Source organism: Cellulomonas chengniuliangii, from assembly GCF_024508335.1.
Classification (GTDB): Bacteria; Actinomycetota; Actinomycetes; order Actinomycetales; family Cellulomonadaceae; genus Cellulomonas_A; species Cellulomonas_A chengniuliangii.
Map to the genome: position 1 here is coordinate 3,277,699 of NZ_CP101988.1, position 24,263 is coordinate 3,301,961.

24 protein-coding genes, 1 tRNA gene and 1 pseudogene are annotated in these 24,263 nt (G+C 72.4%); 13 read left to right on the forward strand and 13 right to left on the reverse strand.

Annotated features, from left to right (window positions below; genetic code table 11):
- Positions 1-223 precede the first annotated feature (223 nt).
- A complete protein-coding gene (bsh, locus tag NP064_RS15205) occupies positions 224-1,168 on the reverse strand; it encodes a choloylglycine hydrolase (RefSeq protein WP_227570019.1) in 945 nt (314 codons plus the stop codon).
- Positions 1,169-1,704: 536 nt separating this feature from the next.
- Between bsh and NP064_RS15210 the strand changes: the two genes are divergently transcribed.
- A complete protein-coding gene (locus NP064_RS15210) occupies positions 1,705-2,670 on the forward strand; it encodes an NAD(P)-dependent alcohol dehydrogenase (RefSeq protein WP_227570018.1) in 966 nt (321 codons plus the stop codon).
- Between the two features lie 321 nt (positions 2,671-2,991).
- On the opposite strand, the gene NP064_RS15215 is transcribed toward NP064_RS15210, so the two are convergent.
- From NP064_RS15215 to NP064_RS15240, 6 genes are read right to left on the reverse strand one after another with little or no spacing between them, the layout of a single operon-like run.
- Positions 2,992-3,795: an alpha/beta fold hydrolase gene (locus tag NP064_RS15215; protein WP_227570017.1), complete on the reverse strand. Its 804-nt coding sequence runs from the start codon at positions 3,793-3,795 to the stop codon at positions 2,992-2,994.
- 25 nt (positions 3,796-3,820) lie between these two features.
- Positions 3,821-4,426, reverse strand: coding sequence for a hypothetical protein (locus NP064_RS15220; protein ID WP_227570016.1), 606 nt, complete (start codon positions 4,424-4,426; stop codon positions 3,821-3,823).
- The gene (locus NP064_RS15225) at positions 4,423-5,202 is read right to left on the reverse strand and encodes a hypothetical protein (RefSeq protein ID WP_227570015.1); all 780 of its coding nucleotides are present in this window, start codon (positions 5,200-5,202) and stop codon (positions 4,423-4,425) included. Before NP064_RS15225 ends, NP064_RS15220 begins: the two co-directional genes overlap by 4 nt.
- Positions 5,203-5,239: 37 nt before the next feature.
- Positions 5,240-6,598 carry a hypothetical protein gene (locus NP064_RS15230; protein ID WP_227570014.1) on the reverse strand — a complete coding sequence of 453 codons (1,359 nt, stop codon included), beginning with the start codon at positions 6,596-6,598 and terminating at the stop codon, positions 5,240-5,242.
- On the reverse strand, positions 6,595-6,891 hold the full coding sequence (locus NP064_RS15235; protein WP_227570013.1) for a hypothetical protein: 297 nt from the start codon (positions 6,889-6,891) through the stop codon (positions 6,595-6,597). The genes NP064_RS15230 and NP064_RS15235 overlap by 4 nt, the downstream gene beginning before the upstream one ends.
- Before the next feature lie 27 nt (positions 6,892-6,918).
- The gene (locus NP064_RS15240; RefSeq protein ID WP_227570012.1) at positions 6,919-7,389 is read right to left on the reverse strand and encodes a hypothetical protein; all 471 of its coding nucleotides are present in this window, start codon (positions 7,387-7,389) and stop codon (positions 6,919-6,921) included.
- A gap of 414 nt (positions 7,390-7,803) precedes the next feature.
- On the opposite strand from NP064_RS15240, the gene NP064_RS15245 reads away from it, so the two are divergent.
- From NP064_RS15245 to NP064_RS15255, 3 genes are read left to right on the forward strand one after another with little or no spacing between them, the layout of a single operon-like run.
- The gene (locus NP064_RS15245) at positions 7,804-8,568 is read left to right on the forward strand and encodes a phosphatase PAP2 family protein (RefSeq protein ID WP_227570011.1); all 765 of its coding nucleotides are present in this window, start codon (positions 7,804-7,806) and stop codon (positions 8,566-8,568) included.
- Complete coding sequence (locus tag NP064_RS15250; protein ID WP_227570010.1) at positions 8,565-9,299, forward strand: phosphatase PAP2 family protein; 735 nt, start codon at positions 8,565-8,567, stop codon at positions 9,297-9,299. Before NP064_RS15245 ends, NP064_RS15250 begins: the two co-directional genes overlap by 4 nt.
- A complete protein-coding gene (locus NP064_RS15255) occupies positions 9,296-10,204 on the forward strand; it encodes a diacylglycerol/lipid kinase family protein (RefSeq protein ID WP_227570009.1) in 909 nt (302 codons plus the stop codon). Before NP064_RS15250 ends, NP064_RS15255 begins: the two co-directional genes overlap by 4 nt.
- A 56-nt stretch (positions 10,205-10,260) precedes the next feature.
- On the opposite strand, the gene NP064_RS15260 is transcribed toward NP064_RS15255, so the two are convergent.
- From NP064_RS15260 to NP064_RS15270, 3 genes are all read right to left on the reverse strand, one after another.
- On the reverse strand, positions 10,261-11,223 hold the full coding sequence (locus tag NP064_RS15260; protein WP_227570008.1) for a hypothetical protein: 963 nt from the start codon (positions 11,221-11,223) through the stop codon (positions 10,261-10,263).
- A 359-nt stretch (positions 11,224-11,582) separates the two neighbouring features.
- Positions 11,583-12,269, reverse strand: a complete 687-nt coding sequence (locus NP064_RS15265; RefSeq protein ID WP_227570007.1) for an NADPH-dependent F420 reductase — start codon at positions 12,267-12,269, stop codon at positions 11,583-11,585.
- Positions 12,270-12,274: 5 nt separating this feature from the next.
- Complete coding sequence (locus tag NP064_RS15270; protein ID WP_227570006.1) at positions 12,275-12,919, reverse strand: FMN-dependent NADH-azoreductase; 645 nt, start codon at positions 12,917-12,919, stop codon at positions 12,275-12,277.
- Positions 12,920-13,006: 87 nt separating this feature from the next.
- Here NP064_RS15270 and NP064_RS15275 point away from each other — a divergent pair, with 87 nt between their 5' ends.
- Positions 13,007-13,552: a MarR family winged helix-turn-helix transcriptional regulator gene (locus NP064_RS15275; protein WP_227570005.1), complete on the forward strand. Its 546-nt coding sequence runs from the start codon at positions 13,007-13,009 to the stop codon at positions 13,550-13,552.
- Between the two features lie 5 nt (positions 13,553-13,557).
- On the opposite strand, the gene NP064_RS15280 is transcribed toward NP064_RS15275, so the two are convergent.
- Entirely contained in the window at positions 13,558-14,007 is a 450-nt protein-coding gene (locus tag NP064_RS15280) for a MarR family winged helix-turn-helix transcriptional regulator (RefSeq protein ID WP_227570004.1), read from the reverse strand.
- A gap of 110 nt (positions 14,008-14,117) precedes the next feature.
- Here NP064_RS15280 and NP064_RS15285 point away from each other — a divergent pair, with 110 nt between their 5' ends.
- From NP064_RS15285 to NP064_RS15300, 4 genes and pseudogenes are all read left to right on the forward strand, one after another.
- Positions 14,118-17,231: an efflux RND transporter permease subunit gene (locus NP064_RS15285; RefSeq protein WP_227570003.1), complete on the forward strand. Its 3,114-nt coding sequence runs from the start codon at positions 14,118-14,120 to the stop codon at positions 17,229-17,231.
- Between the two features lie 166 nt (positions 17,232-17,397).
- Positions 17,398-18,167 (forward strand): annotated as a pseudogene (locus tag NP064_RS15290) (NAD-dependent epimerase/dehydratase family protein); the annotation flags it as partial.
- 185 nt (positions 18,168-18,352) lie between these two features.
- The gene (locus tag NP064_RS15295) at positions 18,353-19,285 is read left to right on the forward strand and encodes an AbiTii domain-containing protein (RefSeq protein ID WP_227570002.1); all 933 of its coding nucleotides are present in this window, start codon (positions 18,353-18,355) and stop codon (positions 19,283-19,285) included.
- Between the two features lie 317 nt (positions 19,286-19,602).
- Entirely contained in the window at positions 19,603-20,406 is an 804-nt protein-coding gene (locus tag NP064_RS15300) for a hypothetical protein (protein ID WP_227570001.1), read from the forward strand.
- 137 nt (positions 20,407-20,543) lie between these two features.
- On the opposite strand, the gene NP064_RS15305 is transcribed toward NP064_RS15300, so the two are convergent.
- Positions 20,544-20,633, reverse strand: a tRNA-Ser gene (locus NP064_RS15305).
- Between the two features lie 108 nt (positions 20,634-20,741).
- Between NP064_RS15305 and NP064_RS15310 the strand changes: the two genes are divergently transcribed.
- Positions 20,742-21,620, forward strand: a complete 879-nt coding sequence (locus tag NP064_RS15310) for a Sir2 family NAD-dependent protein deacetylase (RefSeq protein WP_227570000.1) — start codon at positions 20,742-20,744, stop codon at positions 21,618-21,620.
- Here the strand turns inward: NP064_RS15310 and NP064_RS15315 are convergent.
- Positions 21,617-22,111: a nucleoside deaminase gene (locus tag NP064_RS15315; protein WP_227569999.1), complete on the reverse strand. Its 495-nt coding sequence runs from the start codon at positions 22,109-22,111 to the stop codon at positions 21,617-21,619. The two genes, NP064_RS15310 and NP064_RS15315, sit on opposite strands and share 4 nt — an antisense overlap.
- Positions 22,112-22,171: 60 nt before the next feature.
- On the opposite strand from NP064_RS15315, the gene upp reads away from it, so the two are divergent.
- The 3 genes from upp (at position 22,172) to NP064_RS15330 (ending at position 24,248) form a co-directional block, all read left to right on the forward strand.
- Complete coding sequence (gene upp, locus NP064_RS15320) at positions 22,172-22,807, forward strand: uracil phosphoribosyltransferase (RefSeq protein WP_227569998.1); 636 nt, start codon at positions 22,172-22,174, stop codon at positions 22,805-22,807.
- A 292-nt stretch (positions 22,808-23,099) separates the two neighbouring features.
- Positions 23,100-23,453: a hypothetical protein gene (locus NP064_RS15325; RefSeq protein ID WP_227569997.1), complete on the forward strand. Its 354-nt coding sequence runs from the start codon at positions 23,100-23,102 to the stop codon at positions 23,451-23,453.
- Between the two features lie 129 nt (positions 23,454-23,582).
- Positions 23,583-24,248, forward strand: coding sequence for an SDR family oxidoreductase (locus NP064_RS15330; protein ID WP_227569996.1), 666 nt, complete (start codon positions 23,583-23,585; stop codon positions 24,246-24,248).
- The last annotated feature ends 15 nt before the right edge of the window (positions 24,249-24,263 follow it).

The window sequence follows — 24,263 nt, forward strand, 5'->3', positions numbered from 1 at the left end:
CGAGCTAGGACGTGTGCCGACCGCCGCTCTGCGGCGTATGGGCGGGCGAGGGTCAGCGCGCCACCGAGGAGGGCCTGCTCCATGGCACGAGGGCGCGGATCGGCTGCCCCCCGTTGCACCAACGGGGGGCAGCAGCGCACTCCGATCGGCGCCCCGGGTCGCTCCCCCGGCCCACCGCCCGCGCATCGACGGCGCGAGAGCTGCGCCCAGGGACGCCGCCCGGCTAGGCGACGACGAGCTCGGTCCCGTCGGGCGAGTGCTTGTCAAGCGCGACGCTGCGGATGGCCGGGTCGTCGTAGGAGTTCCAGTAGTAGGTCATTGTCCGGGAGGAGAAGAGCCCCGTGTAGATGGTCTTCTCGAACTCGCCCGTGTCCATCGCGGCGGAGCCGTCCACCATCGCGACCTGCTGCAGGGTGTGGAAGGCGCGGCTGACGTTCTCCGCCTCGCTCGACTTGGCCGGGTAGTGCCCGTGGACGTAGGCGGCGCGGACGAACCGGGACGGGGAGTAGTAGTCGCCGGGGATCCCCCGCATGTGCGAGCCCGAGCCGAACGGCGCGAGGTCGGCCGTGCCGAACCTGGCGCCCTGGAAGTCGGGCGAGGTGTTGAGGTAGTTGCGCAGGTTCTCGTGGTGCCAGGTGAATCCGGGCTGGTTGGTCAGCACGTCGACGTCGTCGTGGAAGACGTGCATGCCGTCGGGCGTGTGCTCCACCACGATGGCGCGCGTCGCGTCGCCGATGATCCAGTGGAGCAGGGAGCTCGGGAGCTGGTCGTTGATCGGCTTGTCCACGATCGTGACGCTCTCCAGCGCCTCCTCCACCTCGTCGACGCTCGAGAACTGCGAGGCCACCCACAGCGGGAACTCGAACGCGGCGACGTTGGTCGCGCCGTCGACCGGCTCGGGCGCGTAGGACGCGTAGCCCGGGAAGTTCAGCCCTGCCACGGCGAGCCCCGCGTCGTTCCCGCAGTCGAAGTACAGCGGGGTGTCATCGACGACGATGCCCATGCCGATCGTCGCGTGCCGGATGCTCGGCACCGCGCCGAACGGGGACTTCGGGGAGTAGCCGGTGGGCGTCACGACCACCCGCTCCCCGTAGCCGGTCGTCCAGTCGAGGTTCCGCGCGAGATAGAGGTTGTTGCTGCCGTCCGAGAACCTGATTCCGGTGCACACGGTGTCGCCCCCCTGTCGTTGGCGAAGCCGTCCGGCGGGCAGAGCGGGCGGAAGGCTCCTCCTCCATGATGCGCCGTCGCCCCCTGGCGAGCACCCGGGAGCCGCGACGGCGCCTGCCGAGCGGGAACACCGTGTCCACGATGGGCGTCAGCTGGCCGGCGATGATGAGGTCTGCGAGGGTCCGCAGGTCGTCACCGTTCTTCGCGCCCGGCGACCGCGTCTTCGGTCTGGCGGGTTTGCGCCGGTGCGGCGCGCGAGCTCGGCCTGCGTCATGCCTCCGTGAGCGTGCCGGAGGTCTCGCATGGTGTGGGTGATCCGGGTGGGGACATGCCGGCGTGCGAGGCGCTCGGAGGCGGCGTCGCTGGGCTCATCAGAGCGCCGATCGTGGCGCCGGGCAGCCCGCTCCCCCGCGAGGCCGCGGGAGCCGTGACAGGGACCGGCCTGGCATCGAGCGGATGCGCGGACACCCTTCCGCAGAGCCGGCGCCGTCCGTATCGTGGCGGGCCCTCACCCCTCCGACGATCGGCAGGACTCACGTGCCTCTGTCCCACGCGATGCGTTACCGGAGCCACGGGGCCCCGGAGCAGGTCCTGCGCCTCGAGCAGGTGGAGCTCCCCGCCCCGCGCCCTCGCGAGGTGCAGGTCGCCGTCGCGGCGGCCGGCGTCAGCGGGGGCGAGATCCCGATCATCGACGGGAGGCTCCGGCGCCTCGTGCGCACCCGCCTGCCCGCGGGTGTGGGCAACGACTTCACCGGGAGGGTCACCGGGGTGGGGGCCGAGGTCCACACGCTGAGTGTCGGGGACGAGGTCTGGGGCACGCTGCCGCGCGGGACGTTCGGCAGCGTGGCCGAGCACGTGACCGTCCCCGAGGGGCGCGTCGCGCCGGCGCCCCAGGGCGTGGACCTCGTCCTCGCGGCGGCGCTGCCCGTGGCCGGGACCACGGCCATGCGGGCGCTGCAGGACGTGACGCGCCTGCGCCCGGGCGAGCGTCTGCTCGTGCGCGGCGCCGGTGGCGGGACAGGCGTGGTGCTCGTGCAGCTCGGCAAGGAGCTGGGCGCGCACGTGACGGCGCTCGCCTCGGCGCGCGCCCTGGACGCGCTCGCGACGCTCGGGGCGGACGAGACCGTCGACTACCGCGCGGTCCCGCTCGACCGGCTCGGCGCCTTCGACGTGGTCGTGGACCTGGTGGGCACGCGCCTCGCCGACGTGCTGGCCCGGCTGGCGCCCGGCGGTCGGATGGCCTCGCTCGCGGTCGACGCGTCGCGCCCGCTGCGCGCGATCGCCGGCATCACGGCGGCGAGCCTGCGGACGCGGGGCCGCGCGGCCCCGTTCAGCAACAACCCGTCGCCCGCGATGCTGCGGGAGCTGACCGCGCTCGCGCAGAGCGGCGTGCTGCGCCCCGTGGTCGACCGGCAGCACCCGCTGGCCGACGCGGCCACGGCGTACGCCATGGCCGCGGCGGGCGGGACCTGCGGGAAGGTCCTGGTCCGGATGTCGTCCTGAGCAGCGCTACCGGCGCCGCCACGACTGGGGCGGCCGCGCCAACCCGCTAATCGTCGAGGTCGCCCGAGGACTCCCTCCCGGGACCGCCCTGGACCTCGGCTGCGGGGCGGGCGGGGCGGTCTTCCACGCCATGAGGGAGCGCCGCGCCCCTCGCGACCAGAAAGCCCGAGAGCGTCGCCAACAGGTCGACGTGCGTGAACGAGGCGACGAGCACGCCGGTCGCAGGGTCGACCACCTTGACGGGAGAGGCCCGCCCCGACGAGGACAGGTCGCCGGCCTAGCGCGACGGCGCCGCCGGGCCCCGACCACCCGTGCCCAGCCTCAGCCCAGGAACACCCGCAGCGCCTCGGTCATGACGTCGGGCCGCTCGGAGTGCACCCAGTGCCCGGCGTCCTTGACGGTGAGCAGGCGGGTGCGCGGGAAGAGCGCGCGCATCGCGGGCATCCGCTCGGGGGTGACGTAGTCCGAGCGGTCGCCCGCCACCCACAGCACCGCGTGGTCGAACGGGGCGCCGTCCCAGGCGGGGAACCCGGAGATCGCCGGCAGCTCGCGTCGGAGCATCGCGAGGTTGGCCCGCCACGCCCACGCGCCGGTGTCGTCCTTGCGCAGGTTCTGCAGCAGGAAGCCGCGCACGGTCGGGTTGGGGATGGGACCGGTGAGCGCGGCGTCGGCGTCACCGCGGGTCTCGACACCGGCCAGGTCGAGGCCCGCGAGCGCGTCCAGCAGATGCGCGAACTCCCCCGTGCCGGCGGTCTCCACCGGCGAGACGTCGACGACGACGAGGCGGTCGACCACGTCGGGGTGCCGCAACGCGAGCTGCATCGCCGTCTTGCCGCCCATCGAGTGCCCGACGACGTGGACGGGGTCGCCGCCGCTGCGCTCCCGGATGAGGGCCGCGACGGCGTCGGCCATGGCCGTGTAGTCGAGCCGCTCGGTCCACTCCGACTGGCCGTGATCGGGCAGGTCCACGAGGAGGGAGCGGAAGTCGGGGCTGAGCGCCTTGGCGATGCCGGAGAAGTTCTTCCCCTGACCGAACAGTCCGTGGAGGAAGACGACCTGGGGACCGGTCCCGGGGACCTCGGTCGCGTGCAGCGCGGGAAGTGCGGGGCTCTCGGCGGACGGCATGGCCCCAGCCTAAGGAGCCTGCCTCCTACAGGTGCCCGGCCGCCCCGCCGGCGCCGCCCAGCTTGGCGGCGTTGATGGCGCCGTACGACGCCCGCATCGCGAGCGGAGACCTCTTGGCGGACCCACCGCCGGCCACGTGGTCCGCCTGGGCGCGGAGCTCGATGACGACGGACCGGGCGCCGCCGGGGCGCCCGCGCTCGATCGTGTCAGCCAGCAGGCGCAGGAAGTCGGCGGGCAACGACCGCTCGACGTAGTCGCTCAGCATCAGGACGGCGATGTTGATCGGGCGGCCCTTCTGCGGGCGTGTGACGAGCAGGACCCCGCCACCGCCGTTGGAGACGAGCTTCACGCTCGTCGTGGGCTGCAGGGGGACGCTCCGGTGCCGCGACCACAGGCGGGTGCGGCCGATCGCGCCGGGGGTCGTGTCCAGCCAGCGCGACTCCGACACGATGAACAGGGTCGCGAGCAGGAGCCCGACCAGCATGATCGCCCCCACCCAACGGTTCTGCGGCTGCGTGATGCTCAGATAGACGATGATCGCGAGCAGCGCCACCGCGGTCGAGGCCATCCACATGACGGCGGACCGCGTCGTGAGGCTGGGGACGGGCACACGGCCGGTGGACGTGGTCATCGAGCGGCGCTCCGGGACCGGGCGACGACGTGCGCGACATCGCCGCGGATCCGGGACTCCAACGCGTCGCGCGTGCTCGGCGCGGCGGCGAGCGGCGCACCCGTGCCCTCGCGTGCCTCGACGACCCAGGCGCCCGCCGGTCCCGTGAACAGGCCGAGCAGCGGGGCGTGGTCGTCGTCGGCCCACCGGATCACCACGTCGGACCGCAGCAGCGCGCCGCCGAGCTGCTCGGCGACCTCGATCGGCGGCTCCGTCTGGCCGGGGTCCAGGCTGATCGGCTCCCCCGACCCGTCGCCGCACTCCGGGTGCAGGGCGGCGGCGACCACGAGCGCGGGCAGGTCATCGACCGGGGCGAGCGCGAAGCGGTGCATGCCGTCCGCGCCGACCTCCTCGAGCAGCGCGACCTCCTGCACCACGTGGGCGTACCAGAAGTCCTGGTGCACCACGCTCGTCCGCGCGATCGCCACGACGGCGGTCGCGGCCGACCGGAGCGTCACGATCGAGAGGACGTCCTGGCGGACCTGCAGGGCGACGGTCGGCTCACCGATCGCGTCGACGCGCGCCTGCGGCGTCGGCGGGTCGACGATCCCGCGGGCCACGAGCCCCCGGTACGCGGTGCGCAGCGCGACCTCCCGCTCGGCCTCGTCGAAGCCCGCGGAGAACGGCGCCACCACCAGGCCGGTGTCCCCCGCCAGGATGGCCAGCTCCTCGTCGGTCAGCACACCGATCGGCACCGTCTCCGCGCCGTCGCCCATCGAACCGGTCTCGTCGCTCATCTGCTCGCTCTCGTGTCGTGCCCGGTCGCCGCGCGGGTCACAGGAACCCGAAGGACAGGGTGTTCAAGGCGCCCTTGCCGAAGTCGGAGATCGCGTCCCCTGCGTCGCTCAGCCTGTCACCGGCCCACTTCGTCGCGTCCGAGACCGCGCTCGTCGTGGCGTTCCACGCATCCGTGGCCACGCCCGCCGTGGCGTTCCACGCATCCGTGGCCACACCAGCGGTGGCCCTCCAGGCTGCCGATGCGCCGTCGGCGATGTGCCCGCCGACCGACTGGAAGAAGTCGCCGATGGCCTCGCGGTTGTCCCACACGAGGTTGCCGAGGCTCCACGCGCCGTACGCGATGACGGCTGCCCCGGCGATGCCGAGCCCGACGGGCCCGAGGGCGATGAGACCGGCCCCCGACGCGATGAGCGCGCCCGCCCCCAACGCCCCGGCGGCGCCGAACCCGCGCGTCGCCCAGCCGCGGCCTCCCTCGTACCCGCCGCCGGTGATGGCGTCGATGCCACCCGTCACCACGGTGAGCGGCAGGAACAGCTTCCCGACTGCCGTCGCCGCCTTGGACCCGACGACGAACCGGAGGATGCCCCCGTTCTTGGCGCCCTTGGAGAACAGGTCGAGCATCTCGTCGGACTTGGCGAAGTTGTTCACCATCGTGCCGTAGTCGGTGATGGGGGCGAACGAGGCCTTGAGGAACTGCAGGTAGGCGTTCCCCTTCGTCGCCGTCGAGATGCCCTTCTTGACGACCATCGCGAGCGCCACCCCGCCAGCCCCGGCGCTGCCGAGCGCCGCCAGCGCGTCCTGGCCGTCCATCAGCCGTTGCAGGTACGCCTGCACAGCGGCTTCCAGCCCTTGCGGGACCTCCGCCTTCGCGAGCCTGTCGGCGGTGAGCTTGTCGGCCACCGCCACCACCGCGAGCGCCGTCCCCAGCTGCGCGGAGTGGTCCACCGCCGCGGCGTTGAGCGTACGCTGGCGCGCGTCCCGGGCCGCCGCCGCCCCGGTCGGATCGCCGGGGGCGGTCATCACCGGCGGCAGGGTGCGCGGCGTCACCGCGCCGTCCGAGGCGACGGTGAACCCGTCGTCCTGGATCGACGTCACCGTGGAGAGCAGCGCCGTGCGGGCAGCGCCGATGTCCGCGGCCCCCGCGACGAGCGCGGAGCGGGCGTGCTCGAGGGCGTCGGCGAGGGCCGTGCCGGTCGCCGCCTCCTTCGCCATCCGCTCGGCCGCGGCGTCAGCGGCCGTGCCCTGCCACACCGAGGTGAGCCTCTCCACCGCGGACTTCGCCGCGCTCACCTCGGCGGCGACCGCCTCACGCGCTGTGCCGACGCCGACTGCCGCGTCCGCGAGGGCCTCCGGCCGCCACGCCCGGACGGCGTCGATGGTGAGCGTCGCGGTCACGATGACCCCACCGAGCAGAAGCGCTCGCCGACCGCGGCATCCGAGGCCCGGTACGACGCGGCGGTGCCCGACGCGCTCGCCGACATCGCGGCCACCTGGTCGCCCATGACCTGGACCGCAGCCCCGATGCGCGTCGACACCCACACCGCCGCCTCGGCTGTCTGGGTGCCGGGCAGCGCCTCGCCGATCGGCGCGAAGGGGCCGGCCACATCGGCGGCCCGCAGGTTCGCCGCGACGGCGTCCAGCTCGGCGGCGGCCGTGTCGAGCGCCGCGATGTCGACAGTGAAGCTCACGAGTGGTCTCCCTGGATCAGGTCGGTCCTAGAAGCCGAGACGGGCGAAGCGCTCGGACAGGCCGGCGATCTTCCTGGCGAGCGGGGAGGTCTGCGCCGGGCCGCCGTCATGCCGCAGGTATCGGGCCTGCGACCGGAGCAGGCCGACCGCGTCAGCCGCGCCGCGCGGGCCACGACGGTCGACCGCGTCAGCGAGGCCGTCCACGAGCTCGGCCGGCGCCGTCGCCGCGCCCCCCTTGGTGGCCTCGAGCAGCGGGATGCTCGCCACGCGCCAGCCGTTGGCCCGCTCGACGACCAGGTCCACGCCGTCCTTCCGCCCGCGCACCTCAACGAGCGCCTTCCCGTCGATGACGACCGGGCGGCGCCGCCACGTGGTCTGCGCGGGCGTGAGCAGGCCCGAGGACAGGTCGAGCCGAGCCGCCTCCTGCCCGGCGCCAGCGGCGTCGAGCCGTTTGAAGACGAGCACGCCGTGACCGGGCGCCTGAGGCTGATCGACCACGCGGTCCTCCTGAGTGTCTCCTGCGGGTACGCGACGGAGACTAGCTGACCAGGCACTCTGCCGACGGCGGCGTCACCCGCCCGCGCAGGGACGCGCGCCGCCGCCGTCCGGAGGGCGGACAAGCCATTCCTTCGGGTGAAGACACGGTGCAATCGCCTCACGCCGAGAGGCGCCCGGGCGAGGTTGCCGCCGGCACTGCACATCTCGACGGCGGGAGACGTTGAGCGAGAAGCTGCCGCACCGCGCGACCGCCCATCACAGGGGGCTAGATGACGACGATCGGCGACACCTCTCCTGACCTGTGCCCCGCACGCCGGTCGCATCGTCAACGCCCGTGAGGGGCGCCCGGCACGGTCCGCGCTACGCGGCCCGCTCAACGAGCCGCCTTGAGCCTCCTGTGGGAACGTTTCGCAGATGAGCCGGACCCTCCTGCGCTCCGGGCGCCACGACCCCTTGTCCGCGCGTGCGGCGACGGCAGCACCCGGCCGAGCCCGCAGGCTGCTGCGCGCCGCCGCCGCGGCTGCAGCGACGGCGTCGGCCGTGCTCGCCCTGGGCCTGCTGGTCCGCGACCAGTGGGGCCCGCTGGTGGGGTTCGACCAGCGGGCCGTGGCCGCGGCCACCTCGTTCGCCGCAGCCCGCCCGGCCCTGGTCGACGCGTTGCTCGCCTGGCAGTGGGCGTTCGAGGGGCGGCGCCTCGTCTTCCCGGTCGTCGCGGCGTGCCTGCTCGTCTGGTGGCGGACGGGGATGAGGACGCGGACCTGGTGGGCGCTCGGGACGATGCTCGCGGCGTGGGGGTTCGCGAACGTGGCGAAGGAGGTGGCGCGTCTGGCCCGACCGGTGCTGGACGACCCGATCGCCCACGCCCCGGGCTACTCGTTCCCGTCGGGCCACGCCTCGACCACGGCCGCCTGGACGACGGCGCTCGTCGTGCTCGTCTGGCCGCTCCTGCGCAGCCGCTGGCTGAAGGCGGGGGCGGTCGTCGGCGCCGCGTCGCTCATGGTGCTCACCGCGCTGGACCGGGTGATGCTCGGCGCCCATTACCCGTCCGACGTGTTCGCCGGCGCCGTCCTCGGCGTCGGACTCGTCCTGGCGTCCTACCTCGGGTACCGGGGCTGGTCGCCGCCGCACGACACCGCACTGGTGGATCCGATCGACCGATCGACGGAGGCAGCTCGATGAGGCTGGACCTGGACAGGCACACGAACGACCCCTCCATACCCACGGCTCGGCAGGTGCGGCACGACCTGGCGGTCCGGGTGGGTGTGCCCGCTGTCGTGCTGTGGTTGGCGGTGGTCGGGCTCGGGCTGCTGGTCACCGGCCCACTGGCGGCGCTCGGCGAGCGCGAGCTGACGGTCAACGAGTGGTTCGTGGCGCACCGCACGGAGCTGCTCGACTCGCTCACGCACATCTGGAGCCCGATCGGCACCACGGAGACCGTCATCGGGATCTGCCTCGTGGTGGTCGGCGCCGTGTGGTGGCGCACCCGGCAGTGGTGGTACGCCGTCGTGCCCGCGATCGCTGTCGCCACGCAGGCCGCGGTGTTCCTGGTGGCGGCGCTCGTGGTCGGCAGGGAACGGCCAGACGTGGCGCAGCTGGACGTGGCGCCGCCGACGTCGAGCTTCCCGAGCGGGCACTCCGGCGCCGCGACGGCGCTGTACGTCACGCTCGCGATGATGGCTCAGCGCGTGGAACGCACCTGGGTGCGCGTCAGCGTCACGGTGATCCTGCTCGTGCTGCCGATGCTCGTCGTCTACTCCCGCCTCTACCGCGGGATGCACCACGTGAGCGACGTCATCGTCGGCGTGCTCAACGGCCTGGTGTGCGCGGTGCTGGCCTGGAACTACCTGCGCACGTCGCCGCGCCCGGCACGCGACGCCACCGCTGTGCGCGCCGTCGAGCGTGCCCGATGACCCGGGTCGCCGTCGTCGCGAACCCCGTCAAGCTCGACGACCCAGACTCGGTGCGGCGCGTCGTCGACGGAGTGTTGGCGGACCGCGGGCTGGAGCCCGCGCTGTGGCTGGAGACGACCGAGGAGGACCCGGGCTGCGGGCCAACCCGCGAGGCGCTGGACCAGGGCGCCGACCTGGTGTGCGCGCTCGGCGGCGACGGCACCGTGCGCGCCGTCGGCGAGGCGCTGGCGGGTGGCGACGTCCCGCTCGGGTTGCTGCCGGCGGGCACCGGCAACCTGCTCGCCCGCGCGCTGGGCCTCCCCCTCACCAGCCTCGAGGACGCGCTCGACATCGCGTTGGACGGCCGGACCCACCGGCTCGACGTCGGAGGGCTGCGCGTCGACGGGTCGGATGAGGAGCTGGTGTTCCTCGTCATGGCGGGCATGGGGCTGGACGCCGAGGCGATGGCCCACGCGGACGAGCGGCTCAAGGGCGCCGTCGGATGGCCGGCCTACCTCGTGTCCGGCGCGCGGGCGGCGGTGCGCGGTGGCTTCGTCGCCAGCGTGCAGACCCGTGGCGGCAAGGCGGTGACGCGCACGGTCCGCGCCGTCGTCATCGGGAACAGCGGGCGCCTGCAGGGCGGAGTCGAGCTCCTGCCGGACGCCAGCCTCGACGACGGGCTGCTCGACGTCGCGGTCGTCGCCCCGCGGGGCCTCGTCGGCTGGATCCGCACGATCACGACGGTCGTCTCATCCGGCCGTGGCCACGCGCACCTGGAGCGGCGCCAGACGACGGACGTGCGGGTGTCCACGCGCCACCCCACCGAGGTGCAGCTCGACGGCGACGCCCTCGGCGAGCACCGGGTGCTCACCTGTCGGGTCCGGCCGGGCGCGCTCCCGGTGCGGCTGCCCGCTGAACACGACTGAGCACCCACGAGGCCCGGGCCGCTGAGAGACATCGCGATCCGAACCATGCTGGCCTCTCAGGGGTGGGGCTTCGGCGGATGTGCTTCGGGACGGCCCACCTCAGCCACGTCGGATGACCGACGACGCCGGACGATCGTCCCCGCCCCGCCGATAGCCGCCCCGAGAGCCGCTCCCCCGATCGCGCTGCGCCCGTCGTGAGGTCCCGGCCGGACTGTCACGGAGTACGAGAGGAAGCCGGGTCCGTCCACGGAGACCGTTCCCTCGACATTCGCGCGCGCCACGGTGAAGCTCGTCGCGCCGACCTCCCGTTTGACGTCGTCGATGCGCCAGCCGGCCGCGACGATCGCCGCCTGCACATCGTCGACGTCGGGCGTCGAGGTCGGTGGCGTCGCCAGGAGCATCACCGTCTCGGCGATCGGCACGGGTTCATCCGGCGTATAGCCGGGCGGCACCAGGTCACGAGCTGCGGCCTCCAGATCGCTCTGCGACGGGCGCAGCACGAGGAAGCCGAGGCCCCCGCCGACCGTCGTCCCGACCAGGCCGCCCGCGAGCGCGGCCAGCGCCGCCACAACGAGTCCCCGTCGGGCGCCATCGCGCATCGGCACCACCCTTCCAGTGAGCCGGCGCTCCGTGATGAGGAAGGCCACCGTGCCTGCGGCGGGCAAGCTCACCGGGACGAGGCCTGCCATGAATGGCACCCCCACAGCGGTGAGAAGGCCGGTCGCGAACCCGAGCAGCACAGCGCCGACGACCGCGGCGAGCGTCGCCCAGCCCGCGGCCGCCCGGGCGTGCGGGTGCGGGAACGTCCGACGCGCGACGACGTAGAGGAGCCACACAGAACCACCGAACGACACCAGCCCGGCGAGGAGGGCCGCGACGACGGCGCCCCCGAGGTTCCCCATCCCGCCCTCGTCCGTCGTGAACGCCTCGACAAGAAGCAGCCCGACACCCCACGCGACGACGTTCGCGACGGCGACCGCGAGCCACGGGGACAGCACGAGCCAGGCGGTGCGTCGCACGACGGCCCCTTCCGGTCGGGCCCGACGCTAGGGCGTCGCACGAGCGCATCGCGCCCGGCGGACGGGTGACGGCCTCAGACCGGCCATCCCTCGCTGGCAGGCCCGCCCGATAATCGCCTGGCTGCGCAGCTGAGACGGCAATCGCGCCCAACGGTCATCGCGTCCGTCGAAGGACGGCGAGAGGCCCATCGCGCCCGCAGCGCGAGGGCCCCTCTCGGACCCGGCCCGGCTTGAACGGGCAGCCACCCTCACCAACTGCGGGCTGGGCGCGCCCTTACCGGGTAGACGCACCTTGGGCGGGTTCAGGCATGAACGTACATCCAGTTGCCAGCGCGATCAGCCGGAATAGGAGACACGTCCTAGGTCGCGGCCCACTCCGCCGCGGCGAGTGCCGCGCGAACGACCTCGGCGCCTGCGGGCCTTGCGGGAAGCGGGCCGGATGCCAGCTCGGCGCCGTACGGAATGGCATACGCGGGGGTGTCGCGCTGCGTGCGCCAGTTCTCGGCGAGTGGGCCGGCATCCACGGTGTCGAAGCCGATGCTGTCGAAGAACTCGCTCACCGTCTGCTTCGCGGCCGAGTCGTCACCGGTGATCGGCAGCGCCGACCGATCCGCGCTGCCGGCCGGCCGCGCCAGCGACCTCAGGTGCTCGACCCAGATGTTGTTGAGGCCTTTGACCACGCGGGCGTTCGGGAGGTGCTTCTGCAGCAGCTCACCGGTGGTGGTGGACCGGTTCTCCAGCTCGTCGACGACGCCGTCCCGTGCCGGGTAGTAGTTGTTGGCGTCGATGACCACCTTGCCCGCCAGGGGCTCCACCGGGACGTCGAGATATGCCCGCAGCGGCACGGCCACCACCACGATGTCCGCAGCCGATGCGGCCTCCGCGGGGGTCGCGGCCCGCGCCCGCGGCCCCAGCTCGGACACGAGGTCCCGGAGGGTCTCCGGGCCACGTGAGTTGCTGAGCACCACGTCATGACCGGCGGCGACCGCCAACCGCGCCACAGTGCTGCCGATGTCGCCGCTGCCGATCAGCCCGATCGTCGTCATGGGAGTCAACGACCCGTCGCCGAAGCGGCTGCCGTGCGGCCGGCCTGCGAGGCCGCCTCGTGGGCGACCTTCTTCATGAGCTCGGCGGACTCCAGGAACGGATCCATGGCGGGGTTGACTCCGGCCAGGGTGAGCTCGCGCTCGATGAGGGTGAGCTCGGCGCCCCACACGTCGCCGATGATGCGACGCAGGTACTCGGTGTTGTGGTCCCAGCCCTCGCGTGGAGTGCCGGGCGCGTACCCACCGCCCCGGGTGGTGAGCACGATCGCGTGCTTGCCCTCGAGCAGCCGCTCGCCGTTCTCCCCGCCGGCGATGGCCAGGTCGATCCAGGTCTTGACGTGCTGGGAGACGCCCCAGTTGTAGAGGGGCAGCGCGAGGACGGCCGCCTCGGCCTGCCGCAGCTCGTCGGCGAGGGTGCGGGCGAGGGCGACGGCGTCGCGCTGGGCGGGTGTGCGCTGGTCCTCGGGGGTGAACCCGGCGTGGACGGCCGCCGCCCAGGCGTCGCCGGGAAGCGGCTCGGCGCCCAGGTGGCGGCGGACGAAGGCGGTCTCTCGGCGGGTGGCGGACCACTCGGCCTCGACGACGTCGGCAAGTTCTGTGCTGGCTGAGCGCTGACCCTGGATGCTGGCGTCGATGCGAAGGACGGACATGGGTGGGATCTCCTGTCGGGCGACTTGAACGTTCAAGTCACACTGCCACGGCTGACTTGAACATTCAAGTCGGGATAGGGTGTCGTCGTGCCCAGTCCCACCCCGTGGCTCGACCAGGACGAGCGGTCCGCCTGGATCTCACTGATGGCCATGCTGGCGAGCGTTCCGCCGGCGATCGACGCGCAGCTCAAGGGCGACTCGGGGTTGAACTTCTTCGAGTACTCGATGCTGTCGCAACTGTCCGGCGCCCCCGACCGTGCGCTACAGATGAGCGGGCTGGCCCAGCTGGTCGGCGGCACACTCTCGCGGCTGTCCCACGCCGCGAGCAGGCTCGAAGCCCAAGGCCTGGTCCGCCGGCGCGTGGCCACCGGCGAGTCCCGCTGCACCGAGCTGGTGCTCACCGACGAGGGCATGACGCTGCTCGAGAACGCGGCCCCAGGCCACGTCCGGGAGGCGCGCCGACTGGTCTTCGACGTGCTCACCCGGGAGCAGGTGGTTCACCTCCGCGAGATCGCCCAGGCGCTGGTCAGGGTCGCGGCCCCGGACGTCGCCGAGGCGTTACAGCGGGCGATTGAAGCCGCTGACGCGGCGGAGAAGCGCCAGACCGACGCCGACGACCGCCGCCTCGACTGACGCGGTCAGCCGGCGCAGCCCTCGCTGGCGACGCGCATCATCCCGCGGATGCCCACGAGCAGCCCGGAGACCTCGTCGGGCGTGAGGCGTTCGAGCAACTCCCGGCCGAAGGAGTCGGGCATCACCACGGTGTCGCGGAGCACCTCTTGGCCGTGCTCGGTGATGGAGAGCAGGCGCACGCGGCGGTCGTCGGCCCCGGCGCGCCGGGCGACGAGGCCGAGCCCCACGAGCCCGTCGACGATGCCCGTGGTCGTGGCCGGGGTGACGTCGAGCAGTCTGGCGACCTCACCCGCGGGGACGGCGCCTGACACCTGGAGGACGGCGAGGACCCGGACCTGCTGCGCGGTGAGGTGGGTGCGGGAGGAGATGGCGTGCAGGCGCTGGGCGACGAGCAGGTCCTCGAGCTCGTCGCGGGCGGCGAGCAGCTCGTCGAGGGCGCCGGGCTGCGTCGTCATGCACGGCAGCCTACTACTTAGGGTTGGGCTAAGCATTTACTTCGGGTTAGGCTAACCAACCCCGAGCGACGCCCGCCGCCACGGACCCCTGCCCCTGAGGGAGCCCTCTCGTGTACAGACTCGCCCGGCTGTCGCTCGCCCAGCGCGCAGTGACCGCCCTCGTGACCGTCGCGGTCACGCTCCTCGGCCTCGTCAGCCTCGGGTCGCTCAAGCAGGAGCTCATCCCGTCCGTTTCCTTCCCGACCGCCGCGGTCCTCGCCGTGGCGCCCGGCTCGTCGCCCGACGTCGTCGAGCAGCAGGTCACCGTGCCACTGGAGAACGCCATCCAAGGCGTGCGCGGCGTCGAGGACGTGACCTCGTCCGCGTCCACGGGCCTGACCGTGTCCACCGTGACGTTCACCTACGGCACCGACATGGCCTCCGCGACGAGCCAGCTCACCGCGGCCATCTCCCGCGTGCAGCGCCAACTGCCCGCCGACGTCGACCCGCAGGTGATCGCCGGATCCATCGACGACCTGCCTGTGGTGCAGCTCGCCGCCGCGGGCAGCGCCGACCCGAAGGCGCTCGCGCAGGCCGTCGACGAGGTCCTCGTGCCCGAGCTCGAGGAGCTCGACGGCATCCGCGACGTCACCGTCACCGGCTCCGCCGCCCGGCAGATCACGCTCGACGTCGACCCCGCCGCCCTCGCCGCCGCGGGCCTCACGCCCACCGACGTGTCCTCCGTGCTCCAGCAGAACGGCATCACGCTCCCGGCCGGCACCGTCACCGAGGGGCACACCACCTGGTCGGTGCAGGCGGGCGCGCCGATCACCAGCGTGGAGCAGCTCGCCGCCCTGCCGCTGACCGGCGCGACCGGAGCCGTGGCGCCGCTCGGCGACGTCGTCGACGTCATCGACGGCGAGCAGGCGCAGACGTCGTTCTCGCGCCTCGACGGCGAGCCGTCGCTGGCCGTCGCGATCACCAAGACGCCGGACGGGAACACCGTCGACGTCTCGCACGAGGTGAACGACGTCCTCGCGTCCGCCCGCGACAGCCTCGCGGCGCGCGGCGTGACCGTGTCCATCGTCTTCGACCAGGCCCCGTTCATCGAGGAGTCCATCCACGGCCTGGCCACCGAGGGCGGGCTCGGCCTGCTGTTCGCGGTCATCGTGATCCTGGCGTTCCTCGCGTCGGTGCGCTCCACGCTCGTGTCCGCCGTGTCGATCCCGCTGTCGCTGCTCGTCGCGTTCGCCGTCATGAACGTCACCGGCTACACCCTCAACCTGCTCACGCTGTCCGCGCTCACCATCGCCATCGGCCGCGTGGTCGACGACGCGATCGTCGTCATCGAGAACATCAAGCGGCACCTGTCCTACGGGGAGCCGAAGCGCGAGGCGATCATCGGCGCCGTCCGCGAGGTCGGCGGCGCGATCACCGCATCGACCGTCGCGACCGTCGCCGTGTTCGCGCCCATCGGGTTCGTCGGCGGCGTGGTCGGAGAGCTGTTCCGGCCCTTCGCCATGACCGTCGCGATCGCCATGGGCGCGTCGCTGCTCGTCGCGCTCACCATCGTGCCGGTCCTCGCGTACTGGTTCCTCAAGGAGCCCGCGCACGCCGACGCCGAGGAGGCGGCACGGGTGCGCGAGGCCGCCGAGGCCAAGGAGCGGACCGGGATCTGGCAGCGCGCGTACGTGCCGACCCTGAACGCCGCCCTGCGCCGGCCGTGGACCGCGATCGCCGTCGCCGGCGCGGTGCTCGTCGGCACGCTCGCCCTGGTCCCCCGCTTGGAGACGAACCTGCTGGGCGACACCGGGCAGGACACCGCGACCGTCACGCAGACGTTCGCACCCGGCACCTCGCTGCAGGCCCAGGACGACGCCGCCCGGACCGTCGAGCAGGCGCTCGCCGACGTCCCCGGCGTCATGACCGTGCTCACCACGGTCGGTAACGACGGGCTCGCCACGCTGTTCGGCGGCGGCTCCGCCCCGAAGGCGTCCTACTCCCTCACGCTCGACGAGGACGCCGACGCCGGGCGCGTGCAGGACGACGCCCGGGCCGCCATCGCGGACCTCGGCGCCGCGCCGACCACGCAGCTCACCGTCTCCGGCGGCGAGGCCGCGTTCGGCAGCTCGACCGTTGACCTCGTCATCACCGCCGACGACAACGACGCGCTCGCCGACGTCGCCACCACGGTCACCGACGCGGTGTCCGACGTCGACGGCGTCGAGAGCGTGACGAACAACCTCGCCGCCGACCAGCAGATCGTCGACGTCACGGTCGACCGCGACAAGGCCGCCGCCGCCGGGCTGTCGGAGACGGCGCTCGCGGGCATGGTCACCGCGGTCATGCAGCCGTCCCAGATCGGCCAGCTCGACCTCGGGGACGGGCCCGTCACGGTCCGCATGCAGGTCGGGGACGCCCCCGCGACCCTCGACGCGCTCGCCGCGACGCCCGTGCTGACCGCGGGCGGCCCGGTGCCGCTGTCGTCGCTCGCCACCGTCGAGAAGGTGGACGTCCCGTCCGCCATCACCCGCGTCGACGGCTCGCGCTCCGCCACCGTCTCCGTCACGCCCGCCGGGCAGGACGTCGGCAGCCTGTCGCAGTCGCTGCAGAAGGTCGTCGACGAGATGGAGCTGCCCGCCGGCGCCCACGTCGAGCTCGGCGGTGTCGCCGCCGACCAGCAGGACGCGTTCGGCGACCTGGGGCTCGCGCTGCTGCTGGCGATCGCGATCGTCTACATCGTCATGGTCGCGACGTTCAACAGCCTCGCCCAGCCGTTCATCCTGCTCATCTCCGTGCCGTTCGCCGCGACCGGCGCCCTCGGCGCCCTGCTGGTCACCGGCACGCCGCTCGGCGTCCCGGCGCTCATCGGGATGCTCATGCTCGTCGGTGTCGTCGTGTCCAACGCGATCGTGCTGATCGACCTCATCAACCAGTACCGGGCCGCCGGACGGCCCCTGCTCGAGGCCGTCACCGAGGGCGCCCGCCAGCGGCTGCGGCCCATCGTCATGACCGCCGCGGCGACGATCTTCGCGCTGCTGCCCATGGCGTTCGGCGCGACCGGCGGCGGGGCGTTCATCTCCCAGCCGCTCGCGCTCGTCGTCATCGGCGGCCTGCTCTCGTCGACGCTGTTGACCCTGGTCGTTGTCCCGGCGCTGTACACGCTGTACGAGGGCCGAGGAGAGCGGCGGTCCGCTCGTCACGCGCAGCGGGCCGAGGAACCGGCCGTGCGCGTGACCGTCTGATCAGCGTCGCCAGCAGGCCGGCAAGCTCACGCGGCCGCTCGCCGCGAGCCTCGGCTCGTGGAGGGCGGCCGCGTGGCGTATGGCCGCTGAGAGAAGTCGTTAACCTACGAAGCGTGCGGCAGGCCGACATCCGGCCGCCGCACTGGTCCATCGACGCAGCCGAGCCGTGAGCCGCGTGGTGGTCACCGGGGGCAGCGGAAAACTCGGGCGTGCGGTCGTCGAGCATCTCGCGGAGCACGGGTACGACGTGGTGAACGTGGACATGGCCCTCCCCCCGGCTGGGCAGAGAGCGGTGTTCACTCGCGTTGACCTGACCGACCTGGGGCAGGTCACCGAGGCCCTGACCGGCATCGACGACCGGTACGAGGGCGTCGACGCGGTCGTGCATCTCGCTGCGATCCCCGCGCCCGGCCTGCGTCCCAGCTGCGCGACCTTCGCCAACAACGTCGTCGCCACCAACAACGTGTTCAGCGCCGCCCGCCGCGCGGGCGTCAGGAACGTCGTCTGGGCGTCCAGCGAGACCGTCCTCGGGCTGCCGTTCGACACGCCCCCGCCGTACGTCCCCGTCGACGAGGAGTACGCGGTCCGCCCTGAGAGCACCTACTCGCTGGGCAAGGCGGTCGAGAGGAGATGGCGCGGCACTTCACGCGCTGGGACCCCGCGCTCAAGCTCATCGGGCTGCGGTACTCCAACGTGATGGAGGTCGCCGACTACGCCGCGTTCCCGGGCTTCGCCGACGACCCGCGCAGCCGGATCTGGAACCTGTGGGGCTACATCGACGCCCGCGACGGCGCGCTCGCGGTCAGGCTCGCGCTGGAGAGCGACCTCACCGGGTTCGAGGCGTTCATCGTCGCGTCGCCCGACACCATGCTCGAGACTCCGTCGGCCGAGCTGGTCGCGGAGCACCTCCCCGACGTCCCGGTGACCCGCCCGATGTCCGTAGGATCCAGACACAACGGCCGCACACGGCTGCAGCCTCCATCGAACTCGGAAGCTGCCGCTCCAGGTCTCTCCCATCGCCGTGGGCAACCTGCATACTTGCTGGCGTCCGAGCGCGGGTCGTGCGCCACGATGGGCGTCGTCAGTTTCGCGATGTCGGGCACTTCGTCCACGTGGCGACCATGACCGGAGGACTCATGTCCCGGCTCAGCGCACTCATCGACCAGGCGGCAGACAGCGCTCGGCCCCTCTCGGACGTGTTGAGGCAGGTGAAGATCGTCGCCGCGCGGATCGATGATCCCGGGCTCGCTGAGTGGTCGAGCAAGGAACTGACCGGCTACGGGACTGACGATCAGCTGCCGACGTACCGCTCGAAGCGGGAGTTCCCGGTGTTAGGGAACTGGTCCGGGCCGTTCGGCTCGGCTGTGAACAACGCCCCGATCTCCTCAGCGGGCATCACCGATGGCTTCCTCGACTGGTTCCAGTGCGAGATCCGGCACCCCGTTGCTGAACTAGAAGCGCTCAGCGATAGCGGCCAGGACCCGACGATCCGGTGGGATCCCTGGGCCGTCGTCGAGTACAACAGGCGGACAGAGAATGGTGAGGGCGGCGCCACCTTCGAGATGATGAGCCTCCTCGACGCCCGGCTCGTCATCCCGCGGAACGCGTTGACCGGGATCCTCGACATGATCCGGACACGTGTCCTCGACCTCGCTTTGGCGCTCGAAGGCGTTGCGCCAGACGCCGGTGAGCCGGATGGCCCGACCGTGGCGAACAAGCGAGTCGAAGCAGTGACCCAGACGTTCCACATCACGGTCAACGGCGACGGTGCGAACATCGCCACCGGGGACCATGTGCGCCAGCGGTCCACGATCAAGAAGGGCGACGTGGACGGGTTGCTGGAAGCGGCCCGGACTCTCGGCCTTGACAATGACAGCGCCGCCGAGTTCCATCGCGCCATCGAGGCGGATGGCGGCCATGTGGGCGAGAACACGCGGAGCTTCGTCGAGCGGGTGCGGAGCGGGGTGGTCTCGCTTGTCGGCAGCATCGCCGCCAACGTTGCCGCCACCGGCCTGCTCGAACTGGCGGCCCAATTCGCTGGCGCCGTGGGCTGACTAGGGATTCCACTTCGCCTCGGAGGGGGCGCTTACTGCACAACCTAACTGGCGCGAACCTTTGCCTGGAGCCCGTGGTGCGCACGGTGCTGGCAGTAGTGTCTGCGCCAACCAGACGACCCTGATCTGCAGAACGAAAAGCACCGCGGTGTCGCCGATAACTTGCGCCTTATGACATTCTGTCGTCTGCGTATTGGCTTTGGTGAACGTCCCGGTCACGCGCCCCGGGCTCCGCTTGCGCGGCTGCACCCGCCCTCACTGCGCATTCGCCCTGTTGTCGCCTCGCGCGACCTAGAAACCTTGCTACGGTGCCTGACATGGCGCTGACCGAATCAGAACGCGCGTCTCTAGCCCAGATGCTTAACACAGCGCCCGACCTCGATGGCTGGCGGCTCAGAGCCCATCGTGTGGAGGAACCAGAGCGGGGCAGCGACCTGGCAGTCGACGACAAGATCTTCCCGCACATTGCGATTAGCCAACTTGCGCGGATGTCACTCGTCCTCGCTGGCGAACACCTCCGCCTCGCGCTCGACGCCATCAAGGCCAAGCAGCTCTATCCCTCTTCGCATTTCACAGTGCTGCGAGGAGCGCTGGTCGGCGCATCCCAAGCGGTATGGATTCTGGGACCGGAAGACCGCGGTCTGCGCCGTGAGCGGGCGCTCACGGTCCTCACGGAGATGTATGCCCAAATGGGCAAGTACTACGGCTTCCTCGCCGACACCCGGCTCGATGGCACCGATCGCGCGAGTCTTGATGATCAGCGGTCATGGTTGAGTGTGCGCCAGAATGGCGTCGCCGCAATACGAACTGGCAAGGCGAGCCTCAACCTCACAGACGTCATCGGCGCCGCGTCCGATCACGCCTTTGCGAACGCTGCGAGTCGTGAAGCCGTCCGGCGACTGTGGCGTGAGATGAGCGCCGACGCACATGTTCTGGGCTGGTCACTCTTTCAACGGACATCGTTCGGGCCACCTGACCGACGCACCGGCATCGGCGAGGGTCGCGCGCCCGGAAGTCCTGAGCATGTCGCGGAGCCGTTCCTGGCCTCGTACCGGCTACTCAGATGTGGGTGGTCGCTATTCGACCGCCGCTGCGAGGCGCCGACCACGCCATCGCGGTGAGCTCGGCCGACCGCTGCGGCGTTAGCTCGGCACCGATGCCAGGCCCGCCTGTGCGTACAACGCGTTGCACGAAAGGTAGTGGGGGCAACGACGAAGGGCCCCACGTCCGCAGGATCCTGCGGGTGGGGCCCTTCGGCTGGCGGTAGCGGTGGGATTTGAACCCACGGTGGACTTTCACCCACACACGCTTTCGAGGCGTGCTCCTTAGGCCGCTCGGACACGCTACCTCGCCGAGAAGGGTACCTGGTCGGAGCCCATGGTCCGTAATCGGCCAGCCCAGACACCCCTCGGCGACCGCAGCGGCGACCTCCAGACCCGCGTCGTACGGTGGTCCGGTGACCCTCTCGACTGCGCTCCCCCGCCCTGCGGCCGGCTCGCTCGAGGACGTGGTCGACCTGCTCCGCGGCAGGCGGCTGGCTGTGCTGACGGGCGCGGGCATCTCGACGGACTCGGGGATCCCGGACTACCGCGGCCCGGATTCGCCGCCGCGCACCCCCATGACGTTCCAGCAGTTCGTGGGCGATGAGGCGTTCCGCCGGCACTACTGGGCCCGCAACCACGTCGGTTGGCGGCACATGCACCGCACGGAGCCGAACGCGGGCCATCGGGCGTTGGCCGAGCTGGAGGCGCGTGGGGTGGTGAACGGCGTCATCACGCAGAACGTGGACCTGCTCCATGAGGAGGCGGGATCGCGCACGGTGATCGACCTGCACGGCCGGTACGACCGGGTGGTGTGCCTGCGCTGCGGCACGGTGCGCCCGCGGGCCGAGGTGGCGGAGCGGTTGGAGGCGCTCAACCCGGGGTTCGTGGAGTCGGTGGGCGCCGTGGCGGACATCGAGATCGCGCCGGACGCCGATGCGGTGATCGAGTCGACGGCGGACTTCCGGATCGCGTCGTGCTGGGCCCCCGACCCGGACGGCGGCGCCGGCGAGTGCGGCGGGATGCTGAAGCCGGACATCGTGTACTTCGGCGAGAACGTGCCGAAGGAGCGGGTCGAGCGGGCGTTCGCGCTGGTGGACGACGCGCAGGCGCTGCTCGTCGCCGGATCGTCCCTGACGGTCATGTCGGGCCGGCGCTTCGTGGTGCACGCCTCCCGGACGGGCAAGCCGGTGGTCATCGTCAACCAGGGGCCGACCCGGGGCGACGCCCTCGCCACCCTCACCCTCGACGCGGGCACCACGCCGACGCTGACGGCTTTGGCGCGGCGCCTCTAGTCGGCCGGTCGGCCCGGGTCGGCCCGGTGCTCGGCGAAGAACTCGCGCAGCAGCTCCCCGCACTCGGCCTCCCGCACCCCGCCGATGACCTCGACGCGGTGGTTGAGCCGCCGGTCGCGCACCACGTCCCACTGCGAGCCGCACGCCCCGGCCTTGGGGTCCCAGGCGCCCAGCACCAGCCGTGGGACGCGGGCCAGCACGGTGGCGCCCGCGCACATCAGGCAGGGCTCGAGGGTGACGACGAGGGTGCAGTCGTCGAGCCGCCAGCGCCCGAGCCGCTCGGAGGCGTCGCGCAGCGCCAGCACCTCGGCGTGCGCGGTGGGGTCGCCGGTGGCCTCGCGCTGGTTGTGCCCGCGCCCGACGATGCCGCCGTCCGGCCCGATGACGACCGCCCCGACCGGGACGTCGCCGGTGGCGAGGGCGGAGCGCGCCTCTGCGAGCGCGCACGCCATGTCTTCTGCGTCACGCGGCAGGCCGATCATGCTGGTCATCCTTCCATCCGGGACCTCGGGCGGCGTCCACTCTGTGGGACTGGCGGTAGCCTGTGAGCCATGCGCCTGCACGTCGCCGACCACCCGCTGGTCGCCCACAAGCTCACCGTCCTGCGAGACGAGCGGACGGCGTCCCCGACGTTCCGGCTGCTGGTCGACGAGCTGGTGACGCTGCTCGCGTACGAGGCCACCCGCGAGGTCCGCACGGAGCCCACCGTCATCCAGACTCCGGTCACGCAGACCACCGGCATCAAGCTGGCGGACCCGCGTCCGCTGGTGGTGCCCATCCTGCGCGCCGGCCTGGGGATGCTCGAGGGGATGACCCGCCTGCTGCCCACGGCCGAGGTCGGCTTCCTGGGCATGCAGCGCGACGAGGAGACCCTCGAGGCGATCACCTACGCGAACCGCCTCCCGGACGACCTGGCGGGCCGCCAGTGCTTCCTGCTGGACCCGATGCTGGCCACGGGCGCCACGCTCGTCGCCGCGATCGACTTCCTGTTCGCCCGCGGGGCCCGCGACGTGACGGCCGTGTGCCTGCTGGCCGCGCCCGAGGGCCTGAAGGTCCTCGAGGACGCCGTCGGCGACCGGGGCGACGTCAAGGTGGTCGTCGCGTCGGTGGACGAGCGGCTCAACGAGAACGCGTACATCGTCCCGGGCCTGGGCGACGCGGGCGACCGCCTGTACGGCGTCGTCTGACCTGTCCGACGCCAGCCCGGCCACCCGGACCGCGCCCCGGGCTGCCCGGTGAGCCTCACCAGCCAGTTTTCTCACGCAGTTCTCACACGGTGAGATCTCGGGCATTCCCCCTTGGGCATCTCGGCATCTCCTGACACGATCAAGTCGTGTACCCCGCGCTGCCCACCCTCGTCGCCGACTCGGCGCACGATCCGGCGCGCCTGTGCTCCCCATGCTGTCGGTCCTGACGCGCGTCAGCCCATCGACCACATGCCCATCCCGTCCGGGGTGGGATCGCACACCGGAGGCCTGCATGACCCTCCCCGCCAAGAAGAGCCTGCCTGAGCCGCGTCCCCGTGCCGGGTTCGTGCTCTACGTCGGGCTGCGGGACCACGACGACACCACCGAGCCCCACGACCCGCCGCTCGACGACGTCCACTCCGCCCGCGCCGACCTCGGCGTGGCCGAGCTGACCGAGATCGCCGAGACTCTGCGCGACCTCGCCCGCGAGATCCTGCCGACCGCGGAGACGTTCACCGCGCTGTCGCTCGTGCCGGGCGGCGGCGAAGGCCCGGACGACGTCCAGGGCCTGCGGGAGCGGCTCTCCCATCTGCGCCTCCTCGAGGCGCCATCGACTGTCCTCGGCGGCTCGGGGGACGCCCGCTGAGGACACGCGCTGCCGGGCCCACGACTGGTCTGGGGGGACCCACGTCGGCCCGGCAGCGCACCCACCCGCCTCGCACGCGGCGGCTACCCGCCCGCGCGGAGAGGACGTATCGGACCTAGCGTGGGGCCCATGCGCATCGTCATCGCCGGAGGCCACGGCCAGATCGCCCGTCGTCTGACTCGCCTGCTGGTGGCACGCGGGGACACGCCCATAGCGATCGTGCGCAACCCCGAGCACATCCCCGACGTCCGGAGCGACGGCGCGGGCGCGGTGCTGATCGACCTCGAGAAGGTCGACCCCGGCGCGTTGCCCGGCGCCCTGTCCGGCGCCGACGCGGTGGTGTTCGCCGCAGGGGCCGGCCCGGGCAGCGGCGCCGCCCGCAAGGACACCGTCGATCGGGCGGCTGCCGCGGCACTGGCCGACGCCGCCTCCCACGCGGGCGTCCACCGCTACATCCTGGTGTCGTCGATGGGCGCGGGCGAGGAGCCACCCGAGGACGCGTCGGAGGCGTTCGCCGCGTACCTGCGCGCCAAGACGGCCAGCGAGCGCTACCTGGCCGGTCACGAGCTGGACTGGACGATCCTGCGGCCCGGCCGCCTGACCGATGAGCCCGGCACCGGCCGGGTCCGCCTGGACACCGAGGCGCCTCCCGGGTCGGTGCCACGGGACGACGTGGCCGCGGTGATCGCCGCGCTGCTGCACGAGCCGCTCTCCTCGGGCCTGACCCTCGAGCTGGTCTCCGGCGACGTCCCCATCGAGGCCGCGGTCGCCGCGGTGACCGAGCTCGAAGACTGACGCCACCCCGCAGGG